Source organism: Algoriphagus sp. (genome assembly GCF_039969895.1).
Classification (GTDB): domain Bacteria; phylum Bacteroidota; class Bacteroidia; order Cytophagales; family Cyclobacteriaceae; genus Algoriphagus.
This window is the reverse complement of the sequence record NZ_JBDVMZ010000026.1, coordinates 242,621-264,112: the sequence shown is the minus strand read 5'-3', so window position 1 is coordinate 264,112 and position 21,492 is coordinate 242,621. Positions and strand designations below refer to the sequence as shown.

15 protein-coding genes are annotated in these 21,492 nt (G+C 41.6%); 11 read left to right on the top strand and 4 right to left on the bottom strand.

Annotation, left to right across the window (positions count from 1 at the left end; translation table 11 throughout):
* Positions 1–2 precede the first annotated feature (2 nt).
* Positions 3–5,444: a hypothetical protein gene (locus tag ABJH64_RS19390; protein ID WP_348299274.1), complete on the bottom strand. Its 5,442-nt coding sequence runs from the start codon at positions 5,442–5,444 to the stop codon at positions 3–5.
* A 500-nt stretch (positions 5,445–5,944) separates the two neighbouring features.
* On the opposite strand from ABJH64_RS19390, the gene ABJH64_RS19385 reads away from it, so the two are divergent.
* The 7 genes from ABJH64_RS19385 to ABJH64_RS19355 all read left to right on the top strand — a co-directional run bounded on the left by ABJH64_RS19385 (position 5,945) and on the right by ABJH64_RS19355 (position 13,116).
* Positions 5,945–6,172 carry a FeoA family protein gene (locus tag ABJH64_RS19385; protein WP_348273831.1) on the top strand — a complete coding sequence of 76 codons (228 nt, stop codon included), beginning with the start codon at positions 5,945–5,947 and terminating at the stop codon, positions 6,170–6,172.
* Positions 6,173–6,177: 5 nt separating this feature from the next.
* Positions 6,178–8,310: a ferrous iron transport protein B gene (gene feoB, locus ABJH64_RS19380; protein ID WP_348273830.1), complete on the top strand. Its 2,133-nt coding sequence runs from the start codon at positions 6,178–6,180 to the stop codon at positions 8,308–8,310.
* Between the two features lie 168 nt (positions 8,311–8,478).
* Positions 8,479–9,954 (top strand): polysaccharide biosynthesis C-terminal domain-containing protein, encoded by a 1,476-nt coding sequence (locus tag ABJH64_RS19375; protein WP_348273829.1) that lies wholly within the window; start codon positions 8,479–8,481, stop codon positions 9,952–9,954.
* Positions 9,955–10,399: 445 nt separating this feature from the next.
* Complete coding sequence (locus tag ABJH64_RS19370; protein WP_348273828.1) at positions 10,400–11,320, top strand: universal stress protein; 921 nt, start codon at positions 10,400–10,402, stop codon at positions 11,318–11,320.
* Positions 11,321–11,724: 404 nt separating this feature from the next.
* Positions 11,725–12,273, top strand: a complete 549-nt coding sequence (locus ABJH64_RS19365) for an RNA polymerase sigma factor (protein ID WP_348273827.1) — start codon at positions 11,725–11,727, stop codon at positions 12,271–12,273.
* Between the two features lie 34 nt (positions 12,274–12,307).
* Positions 12,308–12,667 carry a hypothetical protein gene (locus tag ABJH64_RS19360; RefSeq protein ID WP_348273826.1) on the top strand — a complete coding sequence of 120 codons (360 nt, stop codon included), beginning with the start codon at positions 12,308–12,310 and terminating at the stop codon, positions 12,665–12,667.
* A 5-nt stretch (positions 12,668–12,672) separates the two neighbouring features.
* Positions 12,673–13,116, top strand: coding sequence for a hypothetical protein (locus ABJH64_RS19355; protein ID WP_348273825.1), 444 nt, complete (start codon positions 12,673–12,675; stop codon positions 13,114–13,116).
* 32 nt (positions 13,117–13,148) lie between these two features.
* Here the strand turns inward: ABJH64_RS19355 and mscL are convergent, their stop codons facing one another.
* Positions 13,149–13,571, bottom strand: coding sequence for a large-conductance mechanosensitive channel protein MscL (gene mscL / locus ABJH64_RS19350; RefSeq protein WP_348273824.1), 423 nt, complete (start codon positions 13,569–13,571; stop codon positions 13,149–13,151).
* 185 nt (positions 13,572–13,756) lie between these two features.
* Between mscL and ABJH64_RS19345 the strand changes: the two genes are divergently transcribed.
* From ABJH64_RS19345 to ABJH64_RS19330, 4 genes are all read left to right on the top strand, one after another.
* Entirely contained in the window at positions 13,757–15,799 is a 2,043-nt protein-coding gene (locus ABJH64_RS19345) for a S9 family peptidase (protein WP_348273823.1), read from the top strand.
* A gap of 93 nt (positions 15,800–15,892) precedes the next feature.
* Positions 15,893–16,264 carry a methylglyoxal synthase gene (locus ABJH64_RS19340; protein ID WP_348273822.1) on the top strand — a complete coding sequence of 124 codons (372 nt, stop codon included), beginning with the start codon at positions 15,893–15,895 and terminating at the stop codon, positions 16,262–16,264.
* Between the two features lie 3 nt (positions 16,265–16,267).
* Complete coding sequence (gene pfkA / locus ABJH64_RS19335) at positions 16,268–17,254, top strand: 6-phosphofructokinase (RefSeq protein ID WP_348273821.1); 987 nt, start codon at positions 16,268–16,270, stop codon at positions 17,252–17,254.
* 499 nt (positions 17,255–17,753) lie between these two features.
* Entirely contained in the window at positions 17,754–18,665 is a 912-nt protein-coding gene (locus tag ABJH64_RS19330) for a hypothetical protein (protein WP_348273820.1), read from the top strand.
* 153 nt (positions 18,666–18,818) lie between these two features.
* Here ABJH64_RS19330 and ABJH64_RS19325 read toward each other — a convergent pair whose 3' ends face one another.
* Both ABJH64_RS19325 and fbaA read right to left on the bottom strand, forming a co-directional pair.
* On the bottom strand, positions 18,819–20,369 hold the full coding sequence (locus ABJH64_RS19325; protein WP_348273819.1) for an alpha-amylase family glycosyl hydrolase: 1,551 nt from the start codon (positions 20,367–20,369) through the stop codon (positions 18,819–18,821).
* 61 nt (positions 20,370–20,430) lie between these two features.
* Complete coding sequence (gene fbaA, locus ABJH64_RS19320; protein ID WP_348273818.1) at positions 20,431–21,492, bottom strand: class II fructose-bisphosphate aldolase; 1,062 nt, start codon at positions 21,490–21,492, stop codon at positions 20,431–20,433.

The window sequence follows — 21,492 nt, the reverse complement described above, 5'->3', positions numbered from 1 at the left end:
AATTAAGCTATCTGACGGCTTTCTTGCCAGGTTTCTTCAAAACTGATATTGATAATAAAGCAGATACTGATGTCCAGTCCAAAAGTCACTGAAGCGGTGCAGTCAGTTCTATCTTCACTTGCGATTCGTTTGACTGTGCCACTTGCTTCTATGTAAATAGTCACGCTGACGATTCCACCTAGGAGATTTGCATGGCCTTTGAATAGCATAAATGCCGTAACTTCTATCACAGTAGCATCGGCGTACATTTCGCAGCCTACTATGTACGTGACGCTGACATTCCCTACAACTGGCAATCCCACTGAGATATTGGCACCAAAGCCAAATTTCATCATCAAACTAGGGCCAATCTTCGTATCACAGGCAATCTTCACTTCTACAGATCCCACTGCATAAATCGTAGCCGCACCGACCGTTACGCACATCACCTCTAGGCCACCATTGAATTGGACAAATCCTCCCGCAGTAGGCAGCAGCTGTGCAGGATCACTGGTGACCTTAAGCGCTGCGTTGAAATAAACTCCTAAAGCCAGCCCTGCTTCTAATCGCAAGGGACATTGTGGAGAATTATAAACCGAGTCTTCAGGTGGAAAGCGGATCAGCGGGATTTCTTTGGTAGCTTCAAATTTATACTCCCAAATTTCACCTGCATTGCTCATTGCTATTTGGAGCCCTTTTCTCATCACTGCACCATAGTCTCCTGTGCTCAGCGCAGCAAGCATCTGTAACAATTCAATCACAGGCTGCAATGCATCGCTAAACTCTACCTCCGGAAGTGGTATACCATCTAAAGGTCCTGGGTTGTCTTTGTCTCCAGCGTAGCCAGATTCCTTTCCTTTAGCGGCATCAAAGTTTCCTTTGATGGTCATAAGGCGCTCAAATGAACCTAAGTCCACTACCATAGCCACGTTGTTAACTTTACTTTTCCAAGTATCGGCTAAGTCACTAGCAAAAGAATCCACATCAAAATTCAGCTTGGAGTCCACGTATTGCTTTGATCCTCCTTTATTCTGTTCAGCTTTATATTCGATGTAAATCTTCAATGCATCCATATCCACCAAATACAGGGGATCAAAATTTGGGATATCAAATGCCATCGCTTTGTTGAGCAGTTCATTGGCTTCACCAGAAAGTAGCTTGAAGCCTTTATCCACTATTTTACCACCCTCCTCTTTCGCCGTAATTTCCATGATTTCCAGCACTTTTCTTCCTCCATCTGTGGCTGCATTTTCTATGAATGCAGCTACCTTATTCCCATTTTCATCTATCCCTTCCAATAAAGCGATAGCTTTTCCGAAGTTGGAATAGGCATCACCCACATTCGGAAAAATGCTACTACCATTCATCAATTTATAGGCATCAGAGAACACAGGCGGGGTTTTACTCAGCAGCTTAGTGACTCCATTTTTGAAACTTGGCGTAAGAAAAAGTGCCTTTTGCGTAGCAGTACTTTGGAGAAAGCCGTAATTGATCGTATCGGCAACAGGATTTCTTAGGATTTCCAACGGATGAGCTAAACGTACTAAGTTATTAGCCACATCAGCTGCTTTGACCACAATCTCCTTCTGCCATTCACCAATTCGAATCAATGGAATAGGAATGTGGGGCGGCAGAGGCGTCACTTCTCCACTGCCCGTCTCATGCTGAACCATACTCCAGCTTCCATCCTTTGGCAAGAGTACTGATCCGCGAGTAGCTGCCACGAATACAGGTTCTGAGTTAGAATTTCCAGGCTTTACTGAGTGAGAAATATCGAATCGGTTGATCTGCATCATCTGTCCAGATCGGTTTACATTCATTTCGCAGTTAACGTCCCCTCCTATCAATCCACCTTGGACGGCAAGCAAGGCTTTCAATTGGGAAGGAGTCAATGGGACTCCCGGAGGAGAAAGCTGGACATATCCTAAAATTTTCTTTGCGGGCGTTTTGCCATTTTTATGGCCTTTTACCAAGTTTTCTATCGCTACATCAGCATCAAAATAGACTGCAACGCATTTGACTTCTTGATTAAATTGGGATCCAAGGTTTTTCACCTTTTCTCCATTTTCATTGATGTAGGTTCCATTGTGACCTATGCTATTATTGACCACAAAATCTGCTACCCGACCATCTTCTTGAATATTAGTGATATTGTACAACCCACGTAAAGTACCAGGATGCAGCTCATAAGGAGATTCTTCTACTTCGGGATTTCCTGCTATGGTCTTATCAATATACTTATACCTAAAATCAAAAATCCCATCAGATTCTGGTTGCCACCCACTGTCAGTTCTATAGACGAAGCCAGAACTAGTTCTAAAAATGGTGATCGTTCTGACCACTCGAATACCCCAAGGATAAACGATGCTTTTCACTTGGATCACCTCATGGGCAGTTCGGCCCAGCATAACATCAAATCTTGCTTGGCTTGTTTGTGCTATCGCGGCAGAGGGACTTAGCCAATTGCTAAACGTACTTGCGCCGTACCCTGTAAAATCAATTTTGCTGACCGGAACTCCTCTTTCATTTATCTGAGTAGGATTTCCTTGATTGACAAAAAACTCTCCATTGAAAATTTGTGTCACGCTGTCGCCTAAAGTGCTTGCTCCGTTTGGAACTCCGCCAATTCCCAAAATATTGGCTAGCTGAACTGTAAAACCTGCAAACATAGGAAGGTCGTTTTTCTTCGGTTCGCTTGGGAACTTCTTACCATAATCCCCCGCCGTAGCTCTAATCTGAATTCCGCCTTGCAAGTCATTGGGGAAATGAGGACGTACCTGACTGAGCTTGGGTTTGACAGATTCTCTAGTATTGGTATGGGAAAGCTCGGCTAACGCCCTAAGACCAAAAGGCAAAGTAAATAAGGCTGATACCGGAGTTTCTTTTCCTTCATATTTACTTAAGATAAAATCAACCAGAGGTCTGGGAGAGACGGCAATTCTATCCGGATGCGTATTGATTAATCGCGTAGGGCCTCCATCATTAGGATAGTAATTAAAAAGTGTAGGTGGATCTCCAGGCTTGTTAGTTCCAGGAGGAGTCAAATTCAAGACAGGCTCCCAAGCTACCTGAGGCATCATAAATAGGCGAGTCATCGCGCCAGGCGCGATCACTTCCATACCTTCCACCGAAAATGGCTGTGCATTGGTCTGAGAAATAGTAGCCTCCGATTCACTCACAGCTCTTGCCATTCCAGTTGTCACTCGCTGACCTCTGGCAAGACCTATGCTCACGCCCAATTGATTGGCATTGGAACTGACATCCATCAACGCAAAGTAATCCATCTCATAAGGTCTCGTAAATTGTTGAGCCTGATTTTCATATGGAGGCAACTTATTGTCTTTGACAGAAGTAGAAAATTTTAAGGTTTCTACCGTTGAGTCGGAGGACATCAACTGAGATAAGGTAACCGATTGTATGGATTCTGCTTCTCTTGGTGATGCAGCAGTCGAAGAATTGTTGTTGGCAGGCCCAAAATAAAAGCCCACCTTAACCTCATCTTCCTGCTCATTTTTAGGCTCTTGGGAAATATGACATATCATCCAACTTTGGATAGCATCTATGCCCTTCCTCTTGTTGCCAAAACTCTTTCTCAAAATACCCAAATTGGCTACATAGGGATCTGGAAGTGTGGGCATATAGCTGATCATACCAAAAACTAAGAAAGTCTGACTCTTTAGAATTCTAGACCAGTCAGGAGTACATTCGCCAAAAATCATAGCTCCATTCACAGGAGAAAGCGTGAATAGTGCATTCTCTAAGGCTACCGCAATACTCTTGAAACCTGGAACTTTATTAAATGGTAACTTATAGTCCCATAGAATATTATCATCTACTACATAAATTAAATTCTTAGCGTCAGAACCTGCTAATAAAACTGCTGAGTCTTTTGTTCTAACCGCCACGGGGAGGCCATTTACCAAAATAGGCCGATCCACTTTAATATGGGCATTACCTAAGGCAACCAACATTTCAGCTCCTTCTGCGAGAGAATTATACATAAATATCGAAGCCTTAGTGAAGGCAAAGGAGACGGATGTACCATGAGCATTCAGATCATCTCTCCAATGGTCAATTTCTTGGAATGCCCCTTCCCCATTCGAAAGTAAATCAGTAATGCCAATTCTGCCATTTTCAACTAAAACGAATGGCTTGTCTAACTTCAAATTTCTGCCAGATAGACCCGTCCATCTAAATTTAAGCCCGGGCTTCAACTGCTGAAGCATTCCTCCGGAACCAGCAACTTCGAGCGGTGCGGAGACATCGAGTTCAGCAGCTGGGATTCCCCACCAGGACTCGATTACTGAAGCTGATTCATGCAATTCAATCATCGGACTTTTTTGAACTTTTGGTTCAAATACAGCAACCGAGCAGGAATAAGGGATCAATAAGCGAGAAAATTGAGCATTATAGGCTGGAGCTTTATTAGTTCGGCTGAAGGAAGCCGTTTGCCCATACACTGACCATTGGGCAGGGCCACTCTCGGAAATTTGAGCCTTAGAAGCTCCAGTAAAGGAGAATTTCAAACTTCCTGGGTTCTGAACTTTTGCCTCAAAAGCATCTTTTCCATGATTTTGATTAGAATCTACAGCTTCAGGACTTTGTGCTACATCCAATTGCACTTGGACAGTGGCATTAGCTGCCAACACGAGTTTGTCTCCTTGAAGAACCGGCTCAGCACTAAGCTGAATTTTACCATCGGTAACTTTGATTCCTGCATATCGCGTATTCGGAGCATTTGCGGCCAGCATATCAGCCCGTATGTAAAAACTACCTGCCGATACATCATAATTTTTTGAAATTTCTATGGGAGGCGCATTGATTGCTTTGATCTTAGGGTCAACGAACGACGCTTTGAACAATAAAACTGGCAGATTGCTATTCTGCTGGTAAATACCGATGAGTTTTGTCACTCGGTAAAAGTCTATTAGGATTACCCTTCCATCGATTTGGTTCAATGGCCCAATTGTTTTTTCCACCTTTGCCCCAGCTGCCCAGGCCGGTACACTTGCGCGGATTTGGGTACTTTTGACAGGAACTTCGCGGATAAAAGCTTTGAACTTTGGATCCTCAGTATCCAGGTTTTGCTTGTCAGAAATCGTCCTACCTGACGGGATTTTTGACTCTGATTTTATTTCTGGTTGCTTTTCAACTGACCCCAGCCTTGGTTTTTCAACAGGAGACTCCTTTTTGTCTTTTATGGGAGTAGTAGGTTGATCGACATTTGCTTTGACAAGTTGCCTTTGAATAAGCTCAATTTTTTCTTTAGGTATTCGCTCTTGAAAAAACATCTCAGATCGTTCAAAGCTGAGATTTTCAGATTTGATATCGACGCCATCTTGGATTAGCAGAGATTTTGCCAGCAAGGGAATTGCTTCTTCCCATTGTTTTTTATCCTTGGCTGTGTCAGCATTTAGGTGTCCAAAAATATTGGACAAAAGGGACTCAAGTTGATCTTTTTCCATGGTAAAAAGTGTTTAGACGATTGATGCTTTTCTCCAGAAGAACCTGGTCGGTAGGCTAGAAATAAAAATTTTCTCGAAGCAAATTCTCGTTAAAAAAAGCTCTCAAAAGGTAGCTACTTCTAAAATAAAACCCCAGCAAAAAAATCGTAAAACCTTGTAATTCCAGCAATTACTGATCTTTATTTTAGTATAAAACAATAAAAACGTGAGCGAGCTAAGGGCTTAATAAAACTGGAAAAATAGTAAATAGGTTTTCTGTCCCCGGTAATTTTAAGACGGGCATAACTCAAAATAACTCGGCATTCAGGACAATTGCTTCAAACAAATAATCACTTCCCTAGTATTTCGATAGGGAAAAAGTATCTGCCCACAAATTATTAAATCGGAACAAAAGAATATTTTCAACAAAAAAATATGACAAAAATCTTCTTTATTTTTCTTTAGATTTATTCCAAATAGCCCTACTTTTGCGATTGGTCACCTTGCCAAATCCAAACTATATGTTCACAACCGCAGATTTCATACCTGTCACCAGCGCAGCAATAATCAGAGAAATCTTAGATTCTCCCTTGAAAATCAACTTGATGGAACTAGGTTTTTTGCCAGGAAAGACTATCATCCTTCATCATTCTGCACCTATGGGAGGTCCGATGGCTTTCAAGCTAGATGAGACCCTATTAGCATTAAGAAAAACCGAAGCTTCGCTTATTGAAGTGGAATTGCTCTGAAATAAATGTCTGAGTCAACTATACCTCACCTTATCAAAATCCCAAAAATTGCGATCATCGGAAATCCAAATGTTGGGAAATCTACCATCTTCAATCAGCTCACGGGACTAAGCCAAAAAATCGGTAATTATCCTGGAGTCACGGTGGATAAGAAGACTGGCTGGATGCAGTATCAAGGCAGCAAGTATGAAATCATAGATCTTCCTGGCACTTACAGTCTTTACCCAAACTCAGAAGATGAGGTCATCGCTCACCGGGTTTTGAACCAGTTGAATGAGGAGGACAAGCCTGACTTCGTCCTGATGGTCATCGACTCCTGCCAACTTTCTAGGGGATTATTTCTGGCCACTCAGCTGATTGACCTCGGACTCAATCTGGCACTAGTACTTAATATGGCTGACGTAGCTACCAGAAAGAATATCGCCATCAAGAGCTTCGAGATTTTTAAAGCGCTGGGTGTTCCGATCTTGAGCACAGATGCTAGAGGGGAAAAAGGATTAGATCAAATACGTGAACTAATTCATCAGCAAAATTTCAGTAAAAAATCATCCTTCATTAACATAGAGGAGGTAGTTGACGCCAAATTACTTAGTGAAGTAAAAGATAAATTTCAGCTTAGCAATTCCTATCAGGCATATCAAATGCTGCGATTTGGAGAGAAAGACAAGGCATATTCTCAAGAAGACAGGAGCTGGATCACTACCAAGCTAGCCGAAAACAATTTTGAATTGGATAAGGCTCAGCTGGAAGAAACAAAGATTCGCTATCAAAAAATCACAGCTATTGTTGAAAAGACAGTAGTGAAAACCCCTGAGGTCAAGCAAGAGTCGGGTATTGATAAAGTATTGTTACATCCTATATTCGGGTATGTGATTTTTGGGGCCATTCTTCTCCTCATTTTTCAAGCAATTTTTGCCTGGGCATCCGTACCAATGGACCTGATCGATGGTTTTTTTGCGGAGTTTTCAGGTTGGGTTTCTGACGCCTTGCCAGCAGGTCCTCTCTCTGATTTGATCACCGAAGGAATTATTCCTGGCATTGGCGGGGTGGTTATATTCATTCCGCAAATAGCCATGCTTTTCGGGTTCTTAGCCATCCTAGAGGATACCGGCTACATGTCAAGAGTTGTATTTTTAATGGATCGCTGGATGCGTCCTTTTGGTCTGCATGGCAAAAGCATAGTGCCGCTAGTATCTGGAGTAGCCTGTGCTATACCTGGAGTAATGGCAGCCAGGAATATTGGAAACTGGAAAGAAAAGATCATCACCATCATGGTTACTCCATTGATGAGTTGCTCTGCAAGACTTCCTGTTTACATTATTCTAATCGGCCTAGTGGTCCCTGAGGAGTTAATTTTTGGGGTTTTCAATCTTCAAGCCATTGCTTTGCTGGGGCTTTACCTACTTGGCGTAGTGGGCGTATTGATGACAGCATCTGTAATGAAGCATATTCTGAAATCTGAAGAAAAAAGCTTCTTGATGGTAGAGCTTCCTACCTATCGCGCTCCACGCTGGCTGGATGTGTTGATGACGATGTTTAATAAATCCAAAACATTTGTCTTTGAGGCAGGTAAAGTTATTCTAGCTATATCAATTATCCTTTGGGTTTTGGCATCTTACGGACCGCCAGAGCGTATGGATGCAGTGCGGGCTGAGGCAGACGCAAAAATAACAGCCACAACTTCCGAGGAGCAAATCGCCGAAATCGAGAATGAAACAGCGTCTCAACTTCTGGAGAATTCCTTCATTGGGATCATGGGAAAAGCGATAGAACCTGTCATAAAGCCACTTGGCTATGACTGGAAAATAGGAATTGCGCTGATCACTTCTTTTGCGGCAAGGGAAGTTTTCGTATCTACTATCGCTACCATTTATAGCATAGGATCAGATACTGAAGATGAACTAACTATTCGTGAAAAGCTTAATCAACAGGTCAATCCGGATACGGGAGAAAAGGTCTATACTACTGCTACAGCATTTTCCTTAATGGTTTTCTATGCTTTTGCGATGCAGTGCATGAGTACGCTCGCTGTAGTCTATCGAGAAACTAAAGGTTGGAAATGGCCGTTGATTCAGACGGTATATATGACGGCTTTGGCGTACATATCTGCGCTATTGGTGTATCAAATCCTCTCATAAAATGTGGCAAGAAATTCTAGTTGGAGTAATCGTATTAGCTGCTTTGGCTTATTTGGTGAAAAAATACTTCATCAAATCAAGCACAAAGGCTGGATGTGACAAATGCGCCAAACCTTGATTTTCATGCCAAGCTACGTCTTATAATTAGTTTTTTATACTTTTAAGCTCATGGGCAACGTAGCCAAGCAGAGCATTCAAACCACCATTTTTTCTTACCTAGGCGTAGTCATAGGATATGTCAATGTACTTTGGCTGTATCCTTATGCGTTGGACGCCTCTCAGCTGGGGACATTTCGTACGATCCAAGATTTAGGGCTGCTATTTGTTCCTTTTGCTCAGCTCGGAGTAGGGCATGGCATTACCCGCTTTTTCCCTCAACTCAAATCCAATCAATCTGCCTTCCTCAGCTATGGATTGGTATTTTCTTTAGTTGGTTTTGTGCTGGTCAGCTTGATATTCCTGGGTTTCAAAACTCAGATTATCGACTTATTTGCTGTCAACTCACCAGAGGTGATTGACTTTTTCGGGATCGTATTGCTGATTACTTTATTCGCTTTATTAAGTAGCATTTTCGATGCGTATAGTCGGTCATTTCTGAAAGTAGCCGTCCCTACCCTAGTTCGGGAAGTTTTCCTTCGCCTACTCACGGGAATTTTAGTAGCTTCCTATTTGCTACAGTGGATCAGCTTCCCTCAGGTGATGCAGGGCCTAGTAGCGGTGTATGGTTTTGCTTTATTGGGTGTATTGGTCTATTTGCTATGGCTGGGAGTGGTGAAGTTTGACTTTAGATGGAACACTTTCCCGAAGGGATTTCGAAGCTCATTTATACAATTTAGCCTTATCACCTTCTTAGCTACTGCCGCTTCTACCTTGATCATGAAAATCGACAGCATCATGGTGAGTTCGATGATTAGTCTTGAAGCAAACGCAGTCTATACTATAGCTTTTAGCATGGCTTTGGTAATAGAGCTTCCCCGACGAGCAATCTCCCAGGTAGTGATGCCAGTGATAGCAGATCATTTTGCTAAGGGAAATCATGAGGAAATAAATATCCTCTACAAGCAGGTCTCCAACCGGCAACTCTACATTTGTTTGCTGCTTTTCATAGGCATCTGGTCAAATCTCGATTCCCTGTATTATTTCATCCCTAATCGCGAAATCTACGCAACAGGAAAGCAGGTGGTTCTATTGATCGGTATGGGAAAACTCTTTGATGTGGTATTCTCAGTAAACAGTGAAATACTAGTTTTCTCAAAGCATTACCGCTTCAATCTTATCGCTACCATCGGGATGAGTGTCTTGATTATTGCACTGAATTACCTCCTGATTCCTATATATGGGATTGACGGTGCAGCCATGGCTTCGGCTGCGGTGATGTTTTTGTACAATTTTGTGAAATACTTGTTTCTCAAAATTAAACTTGGTTTTGATCCCTTTTCCTGGGAAACGTCTAGAATCATTTTAGTTGGAATAACAGCCTGTATGCCTGGCTACCTGAATTTATTCACTGAGTCACCAGTTGCAAACATGCTTTTCACAAGCATTGCAGTGGTATTGGTTTATTGGTTCTTCTCCCGATTACTAAACGTGGGAAATGAAGAGTGGGAATGGATAAAAAATAAAGTAAAAAAGTCCGGATCTTAGAGTGTTGCAAACCTCCTACTTGACAAGATTTGAGCTGCTTTTTGACCGCAAACTTCCACTGTTAACCTGCCTTCTGAGGGGCGAGGTCCCGTCCTAATAGATCGGAACTGGGATGAGGCCTGCTTTTGGAAATAGCTATACTCGGTAATTATGTAATTTGTGAAGTTTGAACATGTCGGCGACCCGGACAGTGCAAATATACGATTTATTACACGGTAGGTTGGCAAAAATGAAAGTTGATGCCGATTATGTAGAGTCAAATAAACAAAACTTATAGTAGTTGAAATCTTATATCCGAATAAAATTCTATCCATACCAGCAATACAAGGCATAAATAGCTTTAATTAGATAGATATAGCGATTATTCAGAATTTTATTTTAACAGCAAGCTGATTTCTTATTTCATTTACCCTTAAATTTGCATTTCTAAAACCGTTGGCGCTTTATGTATTTGATTAAAAAAATGGTCGTTTGCCTGGATCAGACTTCACTGGATCAAACTCTGGTTCAACATGCAGCTTTTATTGCTCAGGTTAACCAAACCAAAAAAATCTACTTCGTAAATGTGATTAAGAACCTCAGCATTCCGAAAGAAGTGTTAGAGGAATTCCCAAATTTGGTCGAAAACATGATCAATGAAAGACAGGAGGCTATGGAAGCTACTGTCAAGGAGCATTTCAAAAATACCAAAGGAATCTCCCTGAATTTCATCGTAAAGGAAGGTTCTTTATCTAAGAAAATACTTAAGCTAGCCGAGGAGAAATCTGCAGATATGATCCTGATTGGAAGAAAAGTCCATCTGCCAGGCACTGGAGTTGCTTCATCTCGACTGGCTAGACGCGCTAGCTGCTCCTTACTGATCGTTCCTGAAGGATCTGTTACCAGAATGCAACGTCTATTGGTACCTAGCGACTTTTCAGATTACTCCAAAGATGCATTGGAAGAAGCTATCATGATCGGAGAAAAGCATGGCGGAATTGAAATCGTCTGCCAGAATGTTTTCACTGTCCCTTCAGGCTATCATTATACCGGTAAAAGCTACGAGGAATTCACGCAGATCATGAAGATGCATGCTGAAATCAATTACAAAAAATTCATCCGTAAGATTGACACCAAAAGCAATACAATCAAGCCGGTATATACCCAAGATGTGAATGATGATCCTGTAGAAGAAATCGTCGCCAAAGCCAGAGAAATTGGAGCTGATGGAATAATAATAGGCGCTAAAGGCCGAACAGCTGCCACCGCCCTTTTCATCGGAAGTATGGCGGAGCGATTGATTCAGTACAATGACAGCATACCACTGTTGGTAACACGGCCAAAAGGAAAGAATGCCGGAATCTTGGATTATATTCTCGAAATCTAAGAGAAAAGGATTTTTGAAAAAAAAGTAAATCTGCTTTCAAAGCAAAAAAGGATCAAAAGCAATTATGTTTATCCGCCTTTCTACCAGTAAGGTGGAATAAGCAATGTAGCAAATGTTAAACTTAAGAATTGAGGCCACTTCAGTCATCGGTCTTCCGACCAGATAAGCAAGGAATTTAAGATGACTGGCATTATTGCGGATAATCATAAAAGCAATTTAGCCTTTGGATAACTTAAGATCTGAAGCTATTTCAGGCCTCATTTCAGATGATTCAAAAAATCTTGGACAGTGGCAATATTGGAGTTAACTCTGTTTTTGTTTTTTTTCCTCTGAAAATCAAGCCTTAAGCTTCATTTTTCATGTAGCCTCTAAACCCTTTTCCATAACTTGGGTCTAAAAGGCCAATGAATAAAATCGGTGATCAGGAAATCCTACAACTCATACAAAATCCCAAAACCAGGGATATGGGTTTCAGGCAGCTCATCCTGACCTACCAAAAGCGTGTATATCATGTGATCAGAAGAATGGTTTTGATCCATGAAGATGCCGACGATGTCACCCAAAATGCCTTCATCAAAGCACATCAGTATATAGACAAGTTCCAAGGGCAATCCAGCCTTTTTACCTGGCTATATAGAATAGCGACAAATGAAGCCCTCACCTTCCTGGAAAAGAAGAAAAAACGCTACTTTTTTTCTCTAGATGATCATCAGGAGAAATTAGAGTCCTACATAGATCAGCCTGGAAATATAGACGGGGATGAAATCCAACGTCTGCTGCAGAAAGCCCTGCTTACATTGCCAGATAAGCAACGTCTGGTGTTTCATCTCAAGTACCAAGAAGATCTATCCTATGAAGATATATCGGAAATCACTGGCACTAGTATTGGTGCGCTCAAAGCTAGCTACCACCACGCAGTGAAAAAAATCGAACTTTCACTGACCAAAGAATAAACTATTGACCTCCAACCCAGTCTAAACTTATACCATGCATAAACTTCCAAAACTTAAGGAATTCAAAGCACCAGATACTTACTTCGATCACCTTCCAGATGAAATCATGGAAAAGATCAAGCCACAGCGGACTATCCATTGGATGAAGTATGCGGCAGCCGCAGCTATGGTAATCATCAGTCTTGGCGTCTGGCAATTTTCCAATACTAATCAAAAGGTGGAGGTTCTATCCATGGATGAAGAGGTGGCTTTCTATATTGATAGTCAATACTGGACAGCAGAAGACGTTTTGAGCATGGTGGATAATCCAGAAGAAATTTTGGATCAGATTATTGTTGAAGAAATGGCGTTCGAGGTGGACGTCATTGATGAAAATGATCAAAACTGGTATTAATGACTATGAAAAAATACATATCAATAGCTATCCTGTTTTTCTTGGGGTTGGGTACTACCTTCGCTCAGCGTTCTGATGAACGGTATGACAAAGAAAAGTTAGAAGCTGCCCGCGTGGCATTTATCACCACCAGGTTAGATCTGAGACCTGAACAGGCAGAAAAATTTTGGCCCATATATAATGTCTTTGACGAGACAAGAGATAAGATTCTTAAAGAAATGTCTGAATTGGGAAGAGTAAAAGACATCAAACTCTCTGAAGCAGAAGCTAAAGCAAGAATTGGAAAAAAATTCGAGCTTCAAAGAAAATTAATTGCTGATGAGGAGAAGTTTGTCAAAGACCTATCTAGTGTCCTCACCTACAATCAGATCATTCAATTAAACGGTTTATCCAGAGAATTTGCCCGACATATCTATCAAAGGCATAAAAGGGAGGATAGTAAAAATTAAAAAAAAAGCGGCTCTAAGGCCGCTTTTTCTTTTTAATTCCCTTTTTTCAAAAGGTCTCGGATCTCTTCGAGGAGAACTTCAGATTTAGATAATGCAGGAGGCGGAGGGGTTGGATCTACAGCTTCTTTCTTTTTCAGGCTATTTAGCCCTTTGACAGCTACAAAAATCACAAACGCAACAATCACAAAATCAACCACATTCTGAATAAAAACACCATAGGTCAACAATACCGGACCCAAGTCTTCACCGGTAGGCCCTACACTATTTTCCTTCAGTACTATTGCTAAATCAGTGAATTCTACACCACCTAGCAATAGCCCTATCGGTGGCATCACTATGTCTTTGACGAAGGAAGCCACGATCTTCCCAAATGCTCCACCTATGATCACCGCCACAGCTAGATCTACTACGTTGCCTTTAATAGCAAACTCTTTAAATTCTTTTAGAAATCCCATAATGTTTGATTGATGGTTGAATTATTTGTGGAATATTTCAAAAAAAATGTTTTCAAACAAGCACATGTAACATTTCGACTTCATTTTTATTGGGTTCAACGGCAATATCATCCCTATTTCTTCCAAAAAAACAGAACTATTGAGTGCCTTTTTTCCTTAACATTGCATCCTTAATTATCGAAAAAATGCAGGCACCCAAAGCCAAAAAGATCCCTCATCTGTTAGAAACTCATGGTCATCAGCGTACTGACAACTACTATTGGATGCGTGATCGGGAAAACCCAGAAGTCATAGCCTACCTCACTGCTGAGAATGAATACCTTAAAACAAGCCTGAAATCCACGGAAGATTTTCAAGAGAAATTATTCCAGGAAATGAAAGGCAGAATAAAAGAAGATGACGAAAGTGTACCCTATCTGAAATCTGGCTACTACTGGTATGCGAAGTACGAAACAGGAGGTGAGTACCCGCTCTATTGTCGCAAAAAAGGAAGTTTAGATGCACCGGAAGAGGTGTTTTTGAATGTAAACCAACTTGCAGAAGGAAAGTCCTATTATCAGGTGGGTGGTACAGCAGCTACTTCAGATCTAAAAACACTCGCCTTTGCCGCTGATGAGGTTGGGAGAAGAATTTATACCATTTATTTCAAAAATCTAGAAACCGGCGAAATCCTAGCAGACCAAATTCCAGCAATCACAGGGAATTACGCTTGGGCTGAAGACAACCAGACGCTTTTTTACTCCAAGCAAGACCCAGATACGCTTCGCTCCTATCAAATATATTCGCATAAACTAGGGACTTCAACCGCTGAAGATCTCCTGATTTATACCGAAAAAGATGAGGAGTTCTCCTGCATGGTCCACAAAACCAAATCTGAAAAGTTTATCCTGATTCACTCTGAAAGTACCATTTCTTCCGAAATGAGATTTCTAGATGCCTCTAACCCCACTGGGGAATTTACCCTGCTGCAGGCTAGAATTCCTCACTTGGAGTATGCCGCTGATCATTATGGAGAACATTTTTGGATCAAAACAAACCTCAACGCACAGAATTTCAAGCTTGTCAAAGCCCCTATTTCTTCTCCACAACTAGCGAATTGGGAAGATGTAATCCCACATAGGGAGAGCGTATTGCTAGAGGACTTTGATATATTCTCTGATTTCTTGGTAGTTCAGGAGAGAACTAAGGGGCTTTGCAAAATCAACATCAAACCTTGGGATGGTACCGCTAGCCACTTTCTAGAATTTGACGACGAAACCTACACCGCCTGGATCAGTACAAACCCAGAATTTGATACACCTATTCTCCGTTTTGGCTACAATTCACTCGTAACCCCAGCCAGCACCTTTGATTACCACATGGTGACTAAAGAGAAAACGCTGCTGAAGCAACAGGAAATTATTGGCGGTTACGATGCTTCACAATACACCTCAGCTAGAATCTGGGCCAAGGCTAGCGATGGTGTTATGGTTCCTATTTCGTTGGTCTATAAGATTGACACCTTCACCCCAGATGGGTCAAATCCTCTCCTACTGTATGCTTATGGATCCTATGGCTATAGCATGGATGCTTACTTCTCCAGCAGTCGTCTGAGTCTTTTGGATAGAGGATTTGTCTTTGCGATAGCACATATCAGAGGTGGAGAAGACCTGGGACGTGCATGGTATGAAGATGGAAAAATGCTTAAAAAGCGTAACACCTTCACGGATTTCATTACCTGCGCAGAGCACTTGATTGAAGAGAAATACAGCTCTTCGGAGCACCTATACGCTATGGGCGGCAGTGCTGGGGGCTTATTGATGGGATCGGTGATGAATCTGCGCCCAGACTTATTTAACGGTCTGATAGCAGCTGTACCGTTCGTGGATGTGGTGACTACCATGCTGGACGAGAGCATTCCATTGACCACCGGCGAGTTTCAAGAATGGGGCAATCCAAAAAACAAGGAGTTTTACGAATACATGCTTTCCTATTCGCCTTATGACAATGTGGAAGCCAAAGATTACCCTAATCTACTGATTACTTCTGGACTTCATGACAGCCAAGTGCAGTATTGGGAACCTACCAAATGGGCTGCAAAACTTCGGGAATTGAAGACGGATTCCAAGTTACTTTTCCTTCATACGAATATGGATGCAGGTCATGGTGGGGCTTCAGGAAGATTCAATTCTCTTAGAGAAATGGCATTGGAATATACCTTCCTTTTCTATTTGGAGAAATTGATTTGAGTATAGCGTTAAGCCACCTTTAAATAAACAATGCCAAGGCTTCGAAGAAATATTTTTTCCTAACTTTGGCCCGAACCTATTATACTTAACCTAATGAAAATCGCTCTAATAGCCCATGACGGTAAAAAAGCTGACATGGTCCATTTTTTAAGTGGATTCCGCGAAAGACTGCTTCAGAAAGACGTGGAGTTGGTCGCCACCGGCACCACAGGTTCTCATATTGAAAAAGCAGGTTTTGATGTTCAAAAATTACTCTCGGGTCCTATTGGGGGTGATGCACAGATAGCAGCTATGGCTGCACAGAAAGAACTAGCCATGGTTGTTTTCTTTAGAGATCCACTTGATAAGCATCCCCATGAACCGGATGTACAAATGCTGATGAGGATTTGTGATGTGCACAATATTCCTTTGGCTACGAACCCAGCTTCGGCTGAATTGATGATTAAAGCTTTCACTCAAACCTAAAAAATGGAACCTAAAACCATTAAAAAAATTGGCGTTCTGACCTCTGGAGGCGATTCTCCAGGTATGAATGCAGCGATCCGAGCGGTAGTTCGCGCAGGATTGTATTATGACTTAGAAATGTATGGCATCTACCGAGGCTACGAGGGGATGATACAGAATGATATCAAAAAACTAGAATCAAGACATATCACCCATGTCTTGGAGCGAGGTGGCACCTTTCTCAAGTCTGCAAGAAGTGCAGAGTTCCGCACACCTGAAGGCCGTCAAACTGCCTATAATAACCTCAAGTCCCATGGAATCGATGCCTTGGTGGTAATCGGAGGAGATGGATCGCTCACAGGAGCACACTTATTCTACAAGGAATATGGTGTGCCAGCCATTGGCCTTCCTGGCACGATAGACAATGATCTCTCTGGCACAGACTCCACCATCGGTTTTGATACGGCCTGTAATACCGCCATCGAGGCCATAGATAAAATCAGAGATACTGCCACTTCTCACGACAGGCTTTTCTTCGTAGAAGTGATGGGGAGAGATGCTGGTTTTATTGCTATCAACGCTGGAATCGGAAGTGCTGCAGCAGCTATTTTGATTCCTGAGAAGAAAATGCCCATTGAGCATCTGGTGGATAAATTGAAAATCAGAACTAAAGCCAAAAAAGCATCTAATATCGTGATCGTAGCAGAAGGGGGAAAAAGTGGTGGTGCAACTGAAATAGCCAATCTTGTCAAAAAACACCTGCCTTATTACGATATTAAAGTGACTATTCTAGGTCACCTGCAGCGGGGCGGTTCTCCTAGCTCCTTTGATCGTCTCATTGCTTCCAAACTCGGTGTGGCAGCTGTAGAAGGATTGTTGCAAGGAAAATACGATGTGATGGCTGGCTTGATCAATAATAAGGTGGTCTATACCCCTATTAAGAAAGCAATTGTAGATGACAAATCTGTAGATGAGGATGATTTCCGTGTAGCGAAGATTTTGTCCACGTAAACAATTAGCCTCAAAGGATTTAAAATTTAAAGTAGGGCGAATATTGATTCGCCCTACAACAAATTATTGAACCCGTAGGGGCAAAACATCTTTCACTCTAATTAAACATGTGGTATTTTTTAAACCACATAGAAATGATAGAAAACATAGAAATACATCGCCAATTTGTGATATAGCATCGCAGATACGTTTTTATTGTAACTGTCCGCCTTTGGTGGAGCCCCATTTTTCAGCATGGGGGAAAGGATGATTCAAATGATGGCGGGTTTTGGCCGAAATGATGCCAAAACATGCTTTGCTAGTTGCCAAAACAGATGCGTGTTGATACAGAAGTGGCCTGTAAGGACACAGACCAAGGCGGTGGATCTATTAAAAATTCTAAAAATAGAACTCCAAGAATTTCCGCTTGGACTTTTTGTATTAGCTTAATTCGTAAATCTGAATTTTTACCAGCGAATAGCCAAAATTCAATTTTACACTACGCTTTAAATACACTTCTATGAAGCACTATTTTCTTCTTGCCAGTATTCTTTTGTACTCACTAAAAAGTTATGCTCAAACTCCAGTTTTCTACACAAACTCTTCGGGAGACATACACCTAGCCGGTGATTTTGAGCTTGATATATTGCGAACGGACACCACCTACCAAGTTTGGTTTGATCAGTATTCTGAAGTTTTTCAACTTTCAGGAAAAAATACCGACTGGAAAAAGCGATTTGTGAATACTGAGGTCGAGATATTCTTGGGCACATGGTGTGGAGATAGCAAACGCTGGGTTCCGCAGTTTGTCAAACTTTGGAAAGAGATTGGACTGGAAGAAAATCAACTAAAATTCACAGCCTTGTATGACGGGGAAGAACATTACAAACAAGGCCCCAATGGAGAAGAAAAAGGGAAGTTAATTCACCGTGTACCGACGTTCATATTCACGGAAAATGATCAAGAATACGCTCGCATTGTTGAATTTCCTGTGAATGATTTAGAAACTGATTTAGCTCAAATCGCCCTGGGATATTCCTCGGAACCAAATTATCGAGCGGCAACTTACCTTCTTAACTTATTTGATTCAGTACCACTGGATTCTATCTACAAAAATGTCCAAACACATTTCAATGAAGTGTATCAGCGAATTGGCAAGGAAAAGGAATTGAATACGTTAGGATATTTATTCGAAACTTCAGACCGTTTGCCGGAAGCCTTACTCACGTATGAAATCAATTCGGTGATTTTTCCCTATTCCCCGCGAGTGCTAAATAGCTATGCAGAAGCATTGGCGAAGAATGAGCAGACAGCTCGTGCCATAGAAGTTTTCAAAAGAGTTGTTGCCTTAGAACCTACCTTTGATAGTGCTGTAGCTAAACTGAAAGAATTGGAGGATCAATCTGAGACAAAAAACCAACTGAAAAATTAATATATATCTGCTATTCTACCTGTACAGAGGCAAAATAAGAAAGGAAATACAAATGTAAAGATTGAGAATACTTCGGTCCTATAACTTAATCAGGAACCAAATCAAGGCAATTGGCATAGTAGCAATTCATCCCATTCCAGTTAGTCTTTCAGTTTATTTCGTGACTAACAGACTGGAGTTTTTACCCAATTTGAATTTATCTCCCACTTGCTCGACCTTACCAAGTGAAAAAACTAATTGATTAAAACCTTCTGGAGCGGCAACTGATACTTCCTTTTTCCCTAGATTATGAATCACAAAAATCTCCTGATTATCTGACTTCCTAGCATACGCCATGATTTCTGAGGGAAATTCTTCTTCAGGCAATTCCAAAGTTCCTATTGCCAAAGCTGGATTGGTATTTCGAAGTGAGATGAGATTTTTGTAATGATTAAAATAACTCTCAGGATCATTTTTCTGAGCTGCCAAGGGAGTCACTGTAGCATCCGTAGTGTACACTGGCTCGATCCAACTCGTTCTACCGGTATCTTTTTCTTTCTCATCCCAAAGAAAGGGTTCACGGATATTCTCATCAGGCTTCAATCCTAGCATACCAATTTCCTCACCATAATAAATATAAGGAGCACCAGGCATAGTCATCAAAATCGCACTTGCTTGTTTGTAGCGCTGGGGGTCCGAGCCGAGTTCATTGAGCAAGCGCGGCTGATCATGGTTAGAGGAAATAGTAGCGTCTATAAAATTTGGTGTGATCCCTTGATAAAAGTCTAAAATCTCTTTCTGTTTTGTAGGAAGCAGCATTCCATTTTCAGTATTCAGCGCTTCCAGAAGAGTGTAATGAAAATCAAAATTGAACAAAGCAGGTAAACCTGTCAAATAAGGAGCAACTATTTCTTTTTTATCATAGACCTCTCCTACTAAATAGACATCCGGTTTGATTGCTTCCATTTTGGCACGAAACTCCTTCCAAAATGCATGATTATCCAGAGGTCTATCATCCGGAAAAATATGCTTGGCGGCATCCAATCGGAAGCCATCCACTCCTACTTCTTCTAGCCAGAATCGACCAATCTCGTAGATTTCTTCTCGTAGCTTTTGACTGTCATAATTCAAATCAGGCATACCACCAATGAAAAATCCGTAGTAAAAATCATCTCCATTTCCTGGTTCATGCCATTGACGGATGTTATCACTGTCCAGGGTGATCACTTTCTTATTGATGAATTCAGCGATGGTATCCTTTTGCGCCCACACGTAATACTCTCGATAGGGATTATCCCGGCCTTTTCGTGCCTCCTCAAACCAAGGGTGGCCACTTCCGCTATGATTGATGATCAGATCGATCACAATCCTGATGTCTCGCTTGTGTGCTTCTACCAAAAGATTTTTGAAATCTTCCATGGTCCCATAGTCCGGATGTATGGCTTTGTAGTCCGTCACATCGTACTTGTGGTAACTCGGGGAAGGCATGATAGGCATAAACCAAATCGCATTGGCTCCCAATTCCTTCACATAATCTAACTTCTCAGTGACCCCATTCAAATCCCCAATTCCATCTCCATCGCTGTCATGGAACGACTGCACAAAAATCTCATACGTGACTCCTGCCTGAGGCCAGTAATTTACTACTGGTGGTGTAGGTTTTTCAGAACAGGAAGAAAGTAATGCTAGCCCTATCAAGACAGAGGAAATTTTGGATGTTTTCATAAAAATTTGAGAAAAAAAAAGTCACTTCATTACAAAGTGACTTTTTTGCGTTTTGATCGTTTTAATTTCTGTTCACTGCGTTAAGCATTTCAAAGGCAAGTTCAAGTCTCTTCACAAAGTTCTCTTCCCCCTTACGCAACCAATTCCTTGGATCGTAATGTTTTTTATTTGGACTATCTGCTCCATCAGGATTACCCAATTGAGTCTGAAGGTAGGCCTCATTCTTTTTGTAGTTGTTCAAAATACCTTCCCAGAATGCCCATTGCATATCTGTATCGATATTCATCTTGATAGAACCATAGCTATTCGCTTCTCTGATCTCTTCTAAAGTAGATCCAGAACCACCATGGAACACGAAATTTAGTGGCTTACCTGTCAAGCCATACTTCTGGTTGATGAAATCCTGAGAATTCTTCAAAATGATTGGCTTCAAGCTTACGTTACCAGGCTTATAAACACCGTGTACATTTCCAAATGCGGCCGCGATCGTGAATAGATCACCGATTTCTTTCAGGTGCTCGTAAGCATAAGCAACTTCCTCTGGCTGAGTATATAATTTAGAAGAATCGACATCTGTGTTATCAACTCCATCTTCTTCACCACCAGTTACACCAAGTTCGATTTCAATCGCCATTTCTAGCTTTTCAAATTCCTTGAAGTATTTGCAAGAAATCTCCACATTTTCTTCCAAAGGCTCTTCGGAAAGATCGAGCATGTGTGAGCTATACAAAGGTTTTTTGTGCGTAGCATAGTAAGCCTTGCCTGCGTCCAGCAAACCATCTATCCAAGGCAGTAACTTCTTGGCAGCATGATCAGTATGCAACACAACCGGCACTCCATAAGCTTCAGCCATCAAATGCACGTGATGTGCACCTGAGATTCCACCTGCAATGCTTGCCTGCTGCTTATCATTTGCTAGAGACTTTCCTGCAAAAAATTGAGCTCCACCATTGGAGAATTGGATGATCACCGGGGAGTTCAACTTCTTTGCTGTCTCCAACACTGCATTCACAGAGTTGGTGTTGATGACGTTCACAGCTGGCATGGCGAACTCATTCTCTTTTGCGTATGCATAGAGGTCTCTAAGCTCTTCCCCGTACTTTACTCCAGGTTTAAATTTCAT

Bases quoted from the DNA above. Each gene is read 5' to 3' on its own strand.
- ABJH64_RS19390 (WP_348299274.1), bottom strand. From the start codon at position 5,444: ATGGAAAAAGATCAACTTGAGTCCCTTTTGTCCAATATTTTTGGACAC.
- ABJH64_RS19385 (WP_348273831.1), top strand. From the start codon at position 5,945: ATGTTCACAACCGCAGATTTCATACCTGTCACCAGCGCAGCAATAATC.
- feoB (WP_348273830.1), top strand. From the start codon at position 6,178: ATGTCTGAGTCAACTATACCTCACCTTATCAAAATCCCAAAAATTGCG.
- ABJH64_RS19375 (WP_348273829.1), top strand. From the start codon at position 8,479: ATGGGCAACGTAGCCAAGCAGAGCATTCAAACCACCATTTTTTCTTAC.
- ABJH64_RS19370 (WP_348273828.1), top strand. From the start codon at position 10,400: ATGTATTTGATTAAAAAAATGGTCGTTTGCCTGGATCAGACTTCACTG.
- ABJH64_RS19365 (WP_348273827.1), top strand. From the start codon at position 11,725: ATGAATAAAATCGGTGATCAGGAAATCCTACAACTCATACAAAATCCC.
- ABJH64_RS19360 (WP_348273826.1), top strand. From the start codon at position 12,308: ATGCATAAACTTCCAAAACTTAAGGAATTCAAAGCACCAGATACTTAC.
- ABJH64_RS19355 (WP_348273825.1), top strand. From the start codon at position 12,673: ATGAAAAAATACATATCAATAGCTATCCTGTTTTTCTTGGGGTTGGGT.
- mscL (WP_348273824.1), bottom strand. From the start codon at position 13,571: ATGGGATTTCTAAAAGAATTTAAAGAGTTTGCTATTAAAGGCAACGTA.
- ABJH64_RS19345 (WP_348273823.1), top strand. From the start codon at position 13,757: ATGCAGGCACCCAAAGCCAAAAAGATCCCTCATCTGTTAGAAACTCAT.
- ABJH64_RS19340 (WP_348273822.1), top strand. From the start codon at position 15,893: ATGAAAATCGCTCTAATAGCCCATGACGGTAAAAAAGCTGACATGGTC.
- pfkA (WP_348273821.1), top strand. From the start codon at position 16,268: ATGGAACCTAAAACCATTAAAAAAATTGGCGTTCTGACCTCTGGAGGC.
- ABJH64_RS19330 (WP_348273820.1), top strand. From the start codon at position 17,754: ATGAAGCACTATTTTCTTCTTGCCAGTATTCTTTTGTACTCACTAAAA.
- ABJH64_RS19325 (WP_348273819.1), bottom strand. From the start codon at position 20,369: ATGAAAACATCCAAAATTTCCTCTGTCTTGATAGGGCTAGCATTACTT.
- fbaA (WP_348273818.1), bottom strand. From the start codon at position 21,492: ATGAAATTTAAACCTGGAGTAAAGTACGGGGAAGAGCTTAGAGACCTC.